The organism is Lysobacter zhanggongensis (assembly GCF_046638635.1).
GTDB lineage: Bacteria > Pseudomonadota > Gammaproteobacteria > Xanthomonadales > Xanthomonadaceae > Novilysobacter > Novilysobacter luteus.
On sequence record NZ_JBJXHK010000064.1, the window covers coordinates 1 to 11,899 of the forward strand.

Here is an 11,899-nt window from a genome sequence, read left to right on the forward strand (position 1 = left end):
GGCGATCGCGATCGCCGATGGCGGCACCGGACTGGTCGGACTGCAGGCGCGGCAACAGCCAACCGCCGGCGCGCTCGACCGGGCCGCCAGCGCACAGCTGCGCGACGGCGCGTTCTCCGCCAGCCAGGGCCTGCTGTCGGTCAACCAGGTGGCCGGCAGCGGCAACGCGCAGGCCAACCTCTTCGCGATCGGACAGCTCGGCAGCTCTGCCGTGGCGCTGGTCGCCGGCGTCGATGACGCCGCCCTCGCCGGCGTCGCCGGCGATACCACTTCTGGGGGAGCCCAACCCACGTCCCGGCCCCGCGAGGCGTTCATCGCCGATGACGCCTTCCGCGGCAGCCAGGGCGTGGTCCAGGTCAACCAGACGGCGGGGGTCGGGAATGCCTCGACCAACGCCATCGTGCTCCAGCTGCCTAGCGGCACGCCTTGACGCTGCATCCGCACCACCCACGACAGGAGAGAGAAACCATGAAACTCAGCCACACCCTGATTGCCGCCAGCCTGCTGGCGATTGCCACCCCCGCGTTCGCGGCGGGCGACGACGCCGACATCTACAGCGACTGGGACATGTACAACAGCATCTACGTGATCGGCGAGGTGTTCGTGTCCGGCACCATCGACGTCGCCAGCGAATCGGCGGCGGTGGTCGACCAGGACCAGACCACCCTGGCCAACTGGTCCACCGGTGACGGCGACAACACTGCCAGCGCCAGCGAGGACGCCCTGAGCGGCGCGCTCGGCAACATCGGCGCCAACATCGCCGCCGGCGTGGGCAACGCCCAGGCCAACGACGCCGCGCTGGCGTCGGTCGACGGCGAGGCGGTGTTCGCCTCGGCGATGCTGTTCAACAACCAGACCACCGCGGCCAACCTCGGCACCGATGCGTTCGAGGCCGATGCCGGTCTGTTCTACGACGCCAGCGTGTCCGACAACGTGCTCGCCAGCGCCGCCGGCAACATCGGCCTCAACGTCGCCGCCGGCGTCGGCAACGCGCAGTCCAATGCGCTCGCCGCCTCGGTCAACAGCTCGGGCAACGTCGCCAGCGCCTCGGCCGACAGCGAGCAGCTGACGGAGATGAACGACGTGGTGGCCGGGATGGACCTGGACAACACCGCATCGCTTTCGGGTTCGGCCTTGTCGGCCGCGGTCGGCAACATCGGCGTCAACATCGCCGCCGGTGTCGGCAACGCGCAGCACAACGGCCTGTCGATCGCGGTCGCCTCCTGCGGCACCTGCAACTGATCCCCTGACCTGACGCCCGACGGGGCGGCCCCGGCCGCCCCATCCACGACACCATCCACGCAAGGAACCACCCTATGAAGATCAAGACGACCCTGCTCGCCGCCGCCCTGGTGGCCTTCGCCGCGCCCGCCTTCGCAGAAGGCGACGACGCAACGATCTACAGCGACTGGGACATGTTCAACAGCATCTATGTCATCGGCGATGTGTTCGCCAGTGGCGAGATCAACGTCTCCAGCGAGTCCGCCGCCCTGGTCGACCAGGACCAGACCACCGACGCCAACTGGTCGTACGGCGACGGCGACAATACCGCGTCCGCCGCCGACGATGCGTTGAGCGGCGCGCTCGGCAACATCGGCGCCAACATCGCCGCCGGCGTGGGCAACGCCCAGGCCAACGACGCCGCGCTGGCGTCGGTCGATGGCGAGGCCGTGTTCGCGTCGGCGATGCTGTTCAACAGCCAGACCACCATCGGCAACATCGGTGGCGAGCTCATCCCCGACGACGGCATCGCCTACGACGCGTCGGTCAGCGACAACGTGCTCGCCGGCGCCGCCGGCAACATCGGGCTCAACGTGGCGGCCGGCGTCGGCAACGCCCAGTCCAATGCGCTGGCGGCCTCGGTCAACGGCTCGGGCACGATCGCCAAGGCCAGCGCCGACAGCGAACAGGTGACCGCCATCAACACCGCCGAGGCGTTTTTCGACCTCGACAACGACGCCTCGCTGAGCGGCATGGCGCTGTCGTCAGCGGTCGGCAACATCGGCGTCAACATCGCCGCCGGCGTCGGCAATGCCCAGCACAACGGGCTGTCGATCGCGGTCGCGTCGTGCGGCACCTGCGACTGATGCAACACCCGGCGGGGCGGCCAGCCGCCCCGCCATCCATACCCTTTGAGGGGGTAACGACATGAAGACCCGACTCACCATCCTTGCACTGGCACTGGCGGGATTCGCAGCACCGGCCTTGGCCGAAGGCGACGACGCCACGATCTACAGCAACTGGGACATGTACAACAGCATCTACGTCATGGGCGACGTGTTCGCCACGGGCGAAATCGACGTGTCCAGCGAATCGGCCGCGCTGGTCGACCAGGACCAGGCCACCGAAGCCAACGGCTCCTTCGGCGACGGCGACAACAGCGCCTCGGTCACCGGGGACGCGCTGACCGACGCACTGGGCAACATCGGCGCCAACATCGCCTCCGGTGTCGGCAACGCGCAGGCCAACGACGCCGCGCTCGCCTCGGTCGACGGTGACGCCGTGTTCGCCTCGGCGATGCTGTTCAACAACCAGACCACCGCCTTCAACATCGCCGACGACGAAGACGAAAACCCCACCCAGGGCTTCTACGACGCCTACGTGACCGACAACGCGCTGGCCAATGCCGCCGGCAACATCGGCCTGAACGTCGCAGCCGGTGTCGGCAACGCGCAATCCAATGCACTGGCCGCATCGGTCAATGGCTCCGGCACGATCGCCAAGGCCAGCGCCGACAGCGAGCAGCTGACCTTCTGGAACGACCTGATCGCCGAGTGCGACCTCGACAACACCGCATTCCTCAACGGCAGCGCGCTGTCCAACGCGATCGGCAACATCGGCGTCAACATCGCCGCGGGCATCGGCAACGCACAGCACAACGGCCTCTCGATCGCGGTGGCGTCGTGCGGCACCTGCACGCCTCCGCCGGATCCGTGCCCGGCCTGCGAAGGCGACTGATCCGGACGACCGGATCCAACCGCGCGCGACGTAGCTGTCGTGCATGCAAGTGAAACCCGGGCCGGCGGAGATCCGCCGACCCGGCAACAAGGAGCCACCGCAAGCATGAAGCCGCTGATGCAATTCCTGATCGCCGTGGGCCTTTTGGCCGGGCTTTCGCTTGCGCCGGGCGCCGGCCACGCGCAGACCGCTTTCAACGCCGGCCAGCTGGGCACCGCGCCGGTCAGCAAGCAGGTCAGGACCTTCCGCGACCTGCGCTTCCGCGAACTGATGCCGCAGCAGTACGACTTCAGTTGCGGCTCGGCGGCGCTGGGCAGCGTGCTGCAGTACGGCTACGGCATCGAGACCGACGAGCAGGAAATGATCCGCCGGATGATGGTCGGGGTCGATCCCAGGCAGGTGGTGCAGAACGGCTTCTCGATGCTCGACATGAAGCGCTACGTCGAGACGCTCGGCCTGCGCGCCCACGGTTTCAAGATCGAGCCCGACGCGCTCTACCGGTTGCAGATGCCGGTGATCGCGCTGCTCGACCTCAAGGGCTACAAGCATTTCGTGGTGGTGAAGGGCGCCGACGCCGGGCGTGTCTTCGTCGCCGATCCCGCGCTCGGCCACCGGGTGATGAACGAGCGCGATTTTGTCGAGGGCTGGAACGGGATCGTGCTCGCCGTGGTGGGCGACCGACCGATGGATCCGGACTCGTACCTGGTCAACAGCCGCAGTTCGCCTGCGCTCCAGCGCCGGGTCGACGCACTGGACCGAGCCACCACGCCGCCGCGCGTGGTCGAGTTCGGCCTGGTCCACGCCGACCTGTTCTGAGCACATCGCGGCTTCCGTAAACGAGGTTTCCATGAACCGACATACACTCCCCCGTGCCCTGTTCTGGATCCTCGTGGCAGGCGCGGGCCCGGCATTTGCCGGGTCCGCCCTGCCTCCTCTGCGTGCCCAGCTGGTCGACGACGCGACCCTGTCCGAGGTCAGCGGCAAGTTCTACGGCGCCAACATGCTGGTCGGCCTTCGGATCGACCTGGTGTCCACCCTGCACAACGCCCAGGGCGGCACCGCACATGCCACCGGCACGCTGCAGGTGGTGCCCGACGGCAACGGTGGCTACCTGGTCCAGGTCCACAGCGAAAGCGGGTCCGGCGCCGGCAGCGGTCTCGCGCCGGCCGGCGGACAGCAGGCCGGCGGTGGCGAACACCTGCAGGTCCAGGGCATCGGCCAGATCGCACAGATCGCCGGTGACGGCAACCGGTTGGGCAACATCACCTCGATCAGCTTCACGCCCGCCGCGGGCGCCGGCGGCACCTTCAACGGCCTCGCCAGCAGCGCGAGCACGGCCGGGCCGATGACGGCGAGCATCAGTTTCGACCCCGCCCTCGGCGCCAGCCTGAGCATCACCGGGCCCGGCGCGCTGCTGTCGCAGCACATCGGTGGCGACGTCGCCAATGGCTCGATCCGGCAGCTCGGCCAGATCGCGGGCGACAACGTCACCGGGCGCAACCAGCTGCGCCTGCAGCTGTTCACTGCCGCCATGCCCGACAGCTGGCAGCAGCACCTGGGCATCAAGCAGGCACTGGCCGGAATGGATGGAGTCGGCCGTTGATCAGGGGGGCCGCGTGGAACGCGCGGAGAGTCATTCCAGGGATGCCCCGATCATGCGTTTGAACACCCCGTCGCCCGTTGCCCGGCCGCTGTTCCTCGCCATCGCGCTGGCGCTCGGCAGCGGCGCGGCCCACGCCGCGGATCCCGCGAGCGATGCAGCCACCAACGAACTGCTCCGGCAGATGATCGAGCAACTCGGGCGCCAGCAGGCCGAGATCGACAGCCTGCGCCAGCAGCTGGACGCGTTGCTGATGGAGCAGCGCGGCCGAGGTCTCACGTCCACGCCCGGGCCGCAGTCGGTCGAGCAGGACGCCGCCGCGCAGGAGACCGCGCGTGCGGCGGGCCAGCTGGCGACGCAGGAGTCGCCGCCCACCGACCCGCAGCAGCCGTTGCAGGTCGGCGAGGCGCGCCGGGACGAGGACGAGGAGCGCCGCGAACAGGAGAAGGCGCTGGTGGTGCGCGAGCACGCGCCGCTGTTCGAGCNCGACCCGCAGCAGCCGTTGCAGGTCGGCGAGGCGCGCCGGGACGAGGACGAGGAGCGCCGCGAACAGGAGAAGGCGCTGGTGGTGCGCGAGCACGCGCCGCTGTTCGAGCGCCGCTTCACCTTCGAGACCGGACTCAACTACAGCTACTACGACCGCCGGCAACTCGCGCTCAGCGGGTTCCTGGCACTCGACGCCATCTTCCTCGGCACGCTCAACCTCGACCAGACCAAGGCCAGCGTGATGACACTGGACGTGTCCGGGCGTTACGGGCTGACCGACCGCTTCAGCATCGAAGGCAACATTCCCTGGGTCCAGCGCGACACCCGGTTCGTCAGCGGCGGCGCCGGCGGTGCCTCCACCGAGATCAGCGAGGTGCAGCTGAGCTCGAGCGGGATCGGCGACGTCAGTGTCGCGGCCTACTACCAGTGGGTGAAGGAGTCGGCCACCTGGCCCGACATCGTGACCAGCCTGCGGGTGCGCGCGCCAACCGGGCGCCACCCCTTCGGCCTGAAGCTGATCATGGCCGACGAGGACAACAACAACCTCAACATCCCCGAGGACCTGCCGACCGGCACCGGCCTGTGGAGCGCGACCTTCAACGTCTCGGCGCTGCGCACCTATGACCCGGTGATCCTGTTCGGCAACCTGGGATACACCATCTACCGTCCGGAAGAGTTCGACGACATCTCGCCGGTGCTCGACCAGGTCTCGCCAGCCGAGGTGTCGCTGGGCAACACCATCCAGCTGAGCGCCGGCATGGCGATCGCGCTCAACGACCGCTCGGCGATCAGCTTCAGCATCGGCAGCGCGTTCTCGGCCGCCACCCACACCACGTCGCCCGATGGTCCGGAGATGCGGGTGCCGGGCAGCTCGAGCAACAGCTCCACGTTCAACGTCGGTGGCACCTACGCCCTGCGGTCGGGCTGGACGCTCAGCAGCCAGGCGACCATCGGCCTGACCCCCGACGCGCCCAACTTCGTCATGGGCCTGCGCGCCTCGCACACGTTCTGACCGGTCCACGCAGGCACCAACGCAAAGCGCCGCAACCGATCACCGTTGCGGCGCTTTGCCGTGACACGTCGGGGCGGGTTCAGAAGATACGTACCGACCGGTCGTTGCCGTCGGACTCGCTTTCGCGCAGACCGTGGCGCCCCATGAGCCGGTACAGCGTCACCCGCGAGATCGCCAGTTCGCGCGCGGTGTCGATCAGGCGACCGCGGTTGCGCTGCAGCGCCTGTTCGATCGCGCAGCGGGTGGCCGCGTCGCGGATGTCCTCAAGCGTCGGCGGCGGTCGTGACGCGGGTCCGTCGATATGCAGGTCCTCGGCGGTGATCAGGCGTCCCTCCGCCATCACCACCGCCTGTCGCACGCGGTTGATCAGCTCGCGCACGTTGCCCGGCCACGGGTGGCTGTGCAGCGCCTGGCGTGCGCACGGGGCGAAACCCTTCAGCGCGTGCTGGCCTTCGTCCGAGTAACGCTTGAGCGCGTGGTCGGCGAGCTTGTCGATGTCCGCGCCGCGGTCGCGTAGCGGTGGCTGCTGCAGCCTGAGCACGCAGAGCCGGTGGTAGAGGTCGGCGCGGAAGCGGCCCTCGTCGACGGCCTGCTCGAGGTCGTGATGGGTCGCCGAGATGATGCGCACGTCGACGCGGATCTGTTCGTGGCCCCCGAGCCGCTCGAAGCTGCCCTGCTGCAGGAACCGCAGCAGCGACGCCTGGCTTTCCAGTGGCAGGTCGCCGATCTCGTCGAGGAACAGGGTGCCGCCGTTGGCCATCTCGAACCGGCCCAGCTTGCGTTGCTGCGCACCGGTGAAGGCGCCGCGCTCGTAGCCGAACAGCTCGGACTGCACCAGCTCGTGCGGGATCGCCCCGCAGTTGATCGCGACGAAGGGATGCGCATGGCGATGCGAATGCCGGTGCACCGCCATCGCCGCGAGTTCCTTGCCCGTGCCGGTCTCGCCGGCAATGAACACCGGCGCCTCGGTCAGCGCGGCCTTGCGCAGCGTGCGGTTAAGGGCCTGCATCGCCGGGCTGTCGCCGATCATGTCGTCGCTGCCCGCGCTGCTGACCCGGTCGACCCGGCCGCTGCCGAGCCGCGCCATTCCGTGCGCGTGGCCGACGACGGTGTTGAGCACACCTTCGGGGCAGGGCAGGGTGACGTAGTCGTAGCAGTAGTCGCGGATCAGCCGGCGCACCGGCTCGTCGCTGAGCTGGTCGGCGTCCACGCCCGCCACCCAGCCGATGTTGCCGGCCGACAATGCATCGCCGAACTCGGCCAGGTCGTGCTCGGAAAACCCCTCGCGCAGGTCCAGCAACGCCGCGTACGGATGCCCGGGCCGGGACTGCAGCAGTTTCATCACCTGTCGCGCGTCCGGCGCGCGCCGCAGCACCCAGCCCATCCGCTGCAGGCCACCGAGCGACAGCACGCGCCCGGCACCGCCGCGCGTCACGTAGATCAGGTCGCGTGCATCCCTGCCCTGCACGGCGCCACCGTGCACTTCATCGTTGGCCACTCCCTCGCTCCTTGCCCCGTCGCGCCCTCCGCGCCGACTCCCCGGGGCAAGTCAATCCAACGCGAGTGGCCGCCGCGAACGGTCAGCGGCGGCCATTCGGGTCCAGCAAGCGCGCCGGTTCAGCCGACCGCCGCGGCGGCGGCGCGATCGTGTTCGAGGTGGTATCCCACCGCGGCCTCGACCTCGGCCCGGGATCCCAGGAACACCGGCACCCGCTGGTGCAGTCCGCTGGGCTGGACCTCCATCATTCGGGCCCGGCCGGTGCTCGCGGCGCCACCGGCCTGCTCGACCAGGAAGCTCATCGGGTTGGCCTCGTACATCAGCCGCAGCTTGCCGCCCTTGGCCTCGCACTTGGCGTCCAGCGGATAGCTGAAGATGCCGCCTCGGGTCAGGATGCGGTGCACGTCGGCCACCATGCTGGCGACCCAGCGCATGTTGAAGTCCTTGCCGCGCGGACCGGTGGTACCGGCCAGCAGGTCGGCGATGTAGGCCTGCATCGGCGGCTGCCAGTGGCGCTGGTTGGACATGTTGACCGCGAACTCGCGGGTCTCTTCCGGGATCCGCATGCCGCGGGTGGTCAGCATGAAGCTGCCGATCTCGCGGTCAAGGGTGAAGGCGTGGGTGCCGTGGCCCACGGTCAGCACCAGCGTGGTGTTGGGCCCGTAGGTGCAATAGCCGGCGGCGACCTGCGCGGTGCCCGGCTGCAGGAAGTGTTCGTCGCCCGGCGTGGTAACGCCCTCGGGGCATCGCAGCACCGAGAAGATCGTGCCGACCGAGATGTTCACGTCGATGTTGCTGGAGCCGTCGAGCGGATCGAACAGCAGCAGGTAATTGCCGCGCGGATAGACATCCGGGATCGGCATGCTGTGGTCCATTTCCTCCGACGCCAGGCCGGCGAGGTGGCCGCCCCAGGCGTTGGCTTCGAGCAGCACGTCGTTGGCGATCACGTCGAGCTTCTTCTGCGCCTCGCCCTGGATGTTCACGCTGGCCGCGCCGGGGGTGCCGGCGTCGCCGAGCACGCCACCGAGCGCGCCCTTGCCGACCGCGATCGAGATCGACTTGCACGCGCGCGCGACCACTTCGATCAGCAGCCGCAGGTCAGGGCCGACCCGGCCCGCGCGTTGCTCCTCGATCAGGAAGCGGGTCAGCGAACAGGACGTGGTCGACCCGGCGGGGCCCGGAGTGGCGGGAGCGGTCATGGCGGCTTCGGCAGTGGCGGAACCGCGATTGTAAGCCGGGCGGGCGCGCGAAGCCCCGCAGCGGCGGGCGATCAGGCCGCCGGACGCAGCCGTTGCGAGCGCCGCACCACCGCGGCCAGGTTGGCTCGCGCCATGTCGAGCATCAGCAGTGGCGCAGCCGGCTCGGCCGCGTCGAGTACGCGCTTGGCGGCATCGAGGACGTCGTCCACCACCACCGCCGCCTCGGCATCGAGCATCGCCCGCAGGCTGCGACCGTGGGCGTCGAGCTGGCGCTCAAGCGTCGGGTCGTGGCCGGAACCGGCCTGGCGCACCGCACGCGCAATGGTCGCCTCGATGTGGTCCAGTTCCAGCAGCAGTTCGTCGTGGGAGAAGTTCATGGGGCGTAGCGTGGCCAGCATGGGTCGCAGGGAGTGAGATCGGAAAGCGCGGCATCATCCCTGCGCGCTCGTGAGAGGTAGGTGCAGGGTCGATGAATCCCGGTTCAGCCAGGCGGTGCCGGCGCCGATGACCGTGCAGATCGCCCTGTTGATCCCCCGGCTCAGATCACCCGCAGCGTGATCGCCTTGAGAACCGCGCGCGTGCGGTCGCGGGTGTCGAGCTTGTCGAGGATCACCGAGACGTAGTTCTTGACCGTGCCTTCGGCGAGGAACATCGCGCGGGCGATCTCCTTGTTGGAGTAGCCGCCGGCAAGCAGTCGCAGGATCGCGACCTCGCGCTCGCTGAAGCGCTCCTTCGGGGCGTCGTCGGCGTGGTAGCGGTAGCGTGAGCGGATCGGGTCGGTGCTGACCGGCTGCAGCAGCGAGGCGCCCCCGGCGACGGCCTGGATCGCCGCGCGCAGGTCTTCCGGCGCGGCGTCCTTGAGCAGGAACCCCTGGGCGCCGGCCTGGGTCGCCTGCAGCAGCAAGTCGGGTTCGTCGAAGGTGGTCAGCAGCAGCACCGGCGTGGTGTCGCCGCGTGCACGCAACCGGCGCAGCGCCTCGATGCCGTCGACGCCGGGCATGCGCACGTCGCTCAGGACGACATCGACCGGTTGAGTCTGCAGCTGTTCCACCAGTGCCTCTCCGTCGTCGGCCTCGACCGCGATGACGATGCCCTGTTGCTGCAGGAGCGCGCGCAGGCCGGCGCGCACCAGCGCCTGGTCGTCGGCGAGGGCGACGTGCAAGGGTTCCGGGGGCGCGCTCATACCGGGATCTCCGCGTCGATCCGCAGTGCGCCGGCGTCACCGGTCGACAGCGCCAGACGGCCGCCAAGCATCGCCAGCCGTTCGCGCATGCCGGCCAGGCCGTTGCCCTCGCGCAGCGGCCCGCGCAGGCGGCCATCGTCGTCGATCCGCAGACGCAGGGTGTCGCCGTCGCGGACCAGTGCCACCGTCAGCCGTTCGGCGCCGGCGTGTCGGGCGGCGTTGGTCAGCGCCTCCTGCACGGTGCGCACGATCGCCTCGGCCACGGCGGGGTCGGTCACCTTGGCTGACGGGTCGATCCGCAGTTGCAGCGACGGCCGCGGCAACGGCGCGGCGAGGGCATGCAGGGCGGTGGCGAGGTCGAGGCCGTCGTCCTGGCGCATCGCCGCGACCAGGTTGCGCAGATCGCCGAGCAGTTCCGACGACAGCTGGCGACAGGTGCGCAGCTCATCGCGCATGCGCAGCGCCGGGTCGGCCTCCAGCAGTCGCAGGTTGAGGCCGAGCGCGGTCAGCTTGTGGCCGGCGACATCGTGCAGTTCGCGTGCGACCCGCAGCCGCTCGTTGCTGCGCGCGCTGTCGGCCAGCAGCGCACGGGTCGCCAGCAGGTCGGCATTGACCGCTGCCAGCGCGTCGCGCGAGGCCTCGGCGGTGCGGGCATAGTGCGCGGTCAGCGCGGCGAAGGCCTGGAACCCGACATACAGCGTGGTGACCAGCAGTGGCTGCGTGTAGCCGGCCTCGCGCAGCAGCAGGTACAGCGCGACGTTGAGCACCACCACCGCCGGCACCGTCACCCGCGGCGGCAGCGCCATCGCCAGTTGCGCCACCAGCACCACCAGCAGCACCGGCGCAGTGCCGCCGCGCGGGGCCAGCCACACCAGCGCCAGCGCGCAGGCCGCCTGCAGCGCCAACAAGGGCATCCGCAGGCGCTGCTGCCACCGCCCCGGCAGCACGTCGATCGCGACGAACCCGACCAGGTAGGCCAGCGCCAGCGACCACATCAGCGCCGGCCGGCCCGACTGCTCCACCGGCAGCCCGAGCGCGACCGCGGCCCAGGTGACCAGTCCGGCCAGCACCAGTGGCTGGGTGAGTGCGCGCAACAGTTCCATGCGGCGGATGCTGGCCGCGCGCGCGCAGCGGCGCAATGCATCGGCACCAGAAAGTGACTTCCGGCAGGTCGAAGCGGTGACCGGCGGGACTGCGGCGGGCGCCGCCACCGCGCGACGCTGGCGGCACCTTCAAAGGAGCCGCCGCCATGGAAGTCCTGTCCGCCTTCGCCCTGCCGCACGTTGCCGCCGGAACCGTGGCGTTGCTGACGTTCTGGACCACCGCTGCGCTGCGCAAGGGCAGTCGGCCCCACCGGCTGGTCGGCCGCGTCTACCTGCTGGCGATGGCCGTGGTGGTCGTGACCGGCGTGCCGCTGACAGTGGCGCGCGCGCTGGACGGCCAGACCGTAGGCGCAACGTTCCTCGCCTACCTGCTGTTGCTGGTATCGACCTCGGTGTGGCTGTCGTGGCGCGCGATTCGCGACCGGGCGTCGGCGACGCGCTACTTCGGCCGGATGCATGCGGCGCTGGCCATCGCCAACCCGCTCGCCGGGTTTGGAGTGCTGGCGTTGGGCCTGTCGGTTGGGAGCACGTTGCTGACCGGGTTCTCGCTGGTCGGCGTGTTCACCGGGTTCGACATGTGGCGCCGGCGCAGGGTCATGCCGGCGCGGCCGAACTGGTGGCTGCAGGAGCACTACGGGGCGATGGTCGCCAACGGCGCCGCCACGCACGTCGCGTTCCTCGCGCTGGGGCTTCCGCGGCTGCTGCCGGAAGTGGTCGGCAGCGCAGCCTACCTCGCCGGCTGGTTCCTGCCGGTAGTGCTGGCGGTGGTCGCCACCACCTGGCTGGACCGCCGCCACGCGCGTCCGCAGCGTCCCCGTGCGGGTGCGCCGGCTGGCACGCGCCTGCGAGCGCCCGGCACG

13 protein-coding genes are annotated in these 11,899 nt (G+C 69.9%); 8 read left to right on the forward strand and 5 right to left on the reverse strand.

What is annotated here, in order from left to right:
- The 7 genes from ACKVMH_RS10455 to ACKVMH_RS13675 all read left to right on the forward strand — a co-directional run.
- Positions 1-430 (forward strand): hypothetical protein (locus tag ACKVMH_RS10455; RefSeq protein WP_412700233.1); only part of this gene is annotated, 430 nt, incomplete at its 5' end.
- Positions 431-468: 38 nt separating this feature from the next.
- Positions 469-1,242, forward strand: coding sequence for a hypothetical protein (locus tag ACKVMH_RS10460; protein WP_215219058.1), 774 nt, complete (start codon positions 469-471; stop codon positions 1,240-1,242).
- 74 nt (positions 1,243-1,316) lie between these two features.
- Entirely contained in the window at positions 1,317-2,087 is a 771-nt protein-coding gene (locus ACKVMH_RS10465) for a hypothetical protein (RefSeq protein ID WP_215219057.1), read from the forward strand.
- 61 nt (positions 2,088-2,148) lie between these two features.
- Positions 2,149-2,958 (forward strand): hypothetical protein, encoded by an 810-nt coding sequence (locus ACKVMH_RS10470; protein WP_412700234.1) that lies wholly within the window; start codon positions 2,149-2,151, stop codon positions 2,956-2,958.
- Between the two features lie 105 nt (positions 2,959-3,063).
- A complete protein-coding gene (locus ACKVMH_RS10475) occupies positions 3,064-3,774 on the forward strand; it encodes a C39 family peptidase (protein WP_412700235.1) in 711 nt (236 codons plus the stop codon).
- A gap of 31 nt (positions 3,775-3,805) precedes the next feature.
- Complete coding sequence (locus ACKVMH_RS10480) at positions 3,806-4,561, forward strand: hypothetical protein (protein WP_412700236.1); 756 nt, start codon at positions 3,806-3,808, stop codon at positions 4,559-4,561.
- Between the two features lie 724 nt (positions 4,562-5,285).
- Entirely contained in the window at positions 5,286-6,056 is a 771-nt protein-coding gene (locus tag ACKVMH_RS13675) for a transporter (RefSeq protein WP_459167111.1), read from the forward strand.
- Positions 6,057-6,135: 79 nt separating this feature from the next.
- Here the strand turns inward: ACKVMH_RS13675 and ACKVMH_RS10490 are convergent, their stop codons facing one another.
- The 5 genes from ACKVMH_RS10490 to ACKVMH_RS10510 form a co-directional block, all read right to left on the reverse strand.
- Positions 6,136-7,554 carry a sigma-54 dependent transcriptional regulator gene (locus ACKVMH_RS10490; RefSeq protein WP_412700238.1) on the reverse strand — a complete coding sequence of 473 codons (1,419 nt, stop codon included), beginning with the start codon at positions 7,552-7,554 and terminating at the stop codon, positions 6,136-6,138.
- Between the two features lie 119 nt (positions 7,555-7,673).
- A complete protein-coding gene (locus tag ACKVMH_RS10495) occupies positions 7,674-8,753 on the reverse strand; it encodes a class 1 fructose-bisphosphatase (protein ID WP_412700239.1) in 1,080 nt (359 codons plus the stop codon).
- Between the two features lie 71 nt (positions 8,754-8,824).
- Complete coding sequence (locus ACKVMH_RS10500; protein WP_412700240.1) at positions 8,825-9,130, reverse strand: hypothetical protein; 306 nt, start codon at positions 9,128-9,130, stop codon at positions 8,825-8,827.
- A gap of 161 nt (positions 9,131-9,291) precedes the next feature.
- Positions 9,292-9,936 (reverse strand): response regulator transcription factor, encoded by a 645-nt coding sequence (locus ACKVMH_RS10505; protein WP_412700241.1) that lies wholly within the window; start codon positions 9,934-9,936, stop codon positions 9,292-9,294.
- Positions 9,933-11,039: a sensor histidine kinase gene (locus ACKVMH_RS10510; RefSeq protein WP_412700242.1), complete on the reverse strand. Its 1,107-nt coding sequence runs from the start codon at positions 11,037-11,039 to the stop codon at positions 9,933-9,935. Before ACKVMH_RS10510 ends, ACKVMH_RS10505 begins: the two co-directional genes overlap by 4 nt.
- Before the next feature lie 146 nt (positions 11,040-11,185).
- Between ACKVMH_RS10510 and ACKVMH_RS10515 the strand changes: the two genes are divergently transcribed.
- Positions 11,186-11,899 (forward strand): DUF2306 domain-containing protein (locus tag ACKVMH_RS10515; RefSeq protein ID WP_412700243.1); only part of this gene is annotated, 714 nt, incomplete at its 3' end.

Excerpts from the sequence above, each read along its gene's own strand:
- ACKVMH_RS10465 (WP_215219057.1), top strand. The coding sequence starts at position 1,317 with ATGAAGATCAAGACGACCCTGCTCGCCGCCGCCCTGGTGGCCTTCGCC.
- ACKVMH_RS10470 (WP_412700234.1), top strand. The coding sequence starts at position 2,149 with ATGAAGACCCGACTCACCATCCTTGCACTGGCACTGGCGGGATTCGCA.
- ACKVMH_RS10460 (WP_215219058.1), top strand. The coding sequence starts at position 469 with ATGAAACTCAGCCACACCCTGATTGCCGCCAGCCTGCTGGCGATTGCC.
- ACKVMH_RS10510 (WP_412700242.1), bottom strand. The coding sequence starts at position 11,039 with ATGGAACTGTTGCGCGCACTCACCCAGCCACTGGTGCTGGCCGGACTG.
- ACKVMH_RS10475 (WP_412700235.1), top strand. The coding sequence starts at position 3,064 with ATGAAGCCGCTGATGCAATTCCTGATCGCCGTGGGCCTTTTGGCCGGG.
- ACKVMH_RS10495 (WP_412700239.1), bottom strand. The coding sequence starts at position 8,753 with ATGACCGCTCCCGCCACTCCGGGCCCCGCCGGGTCGACCACGTCCTGT.
- ACKVMH_RS10500 (WP_412700240.1), bottom strand. The coding sequence starts at position 9,130 with ATGAACTTCTCCCACGACGAACTGCTGCTGGAACTGGACCACATCGAG.
- ACKVMH_RS10480 (WP_412700236.1), top strand. The coding sequence starts at position 3,806 with ATGAACCGACATACACTCCCCCGTGCCCTGTTCTGGATCCTCGTGGCA.
- ACKVMH_RS13675 (WP_459167111.1), top strand. The coding sequence starts at position 5,286 with ATGACACTGGACGTGTCCGGGCGTTACGGGCTGACCGACCGCTTCAGC.
- ACKVMH_RS10505 (WP_412700241.1), bottom strand. The coding sequence starts at position 9,936 with ATGAGCGCGCCCCCGGAACCCTTGCACGTCGCCCTCGCCGACGACCAG.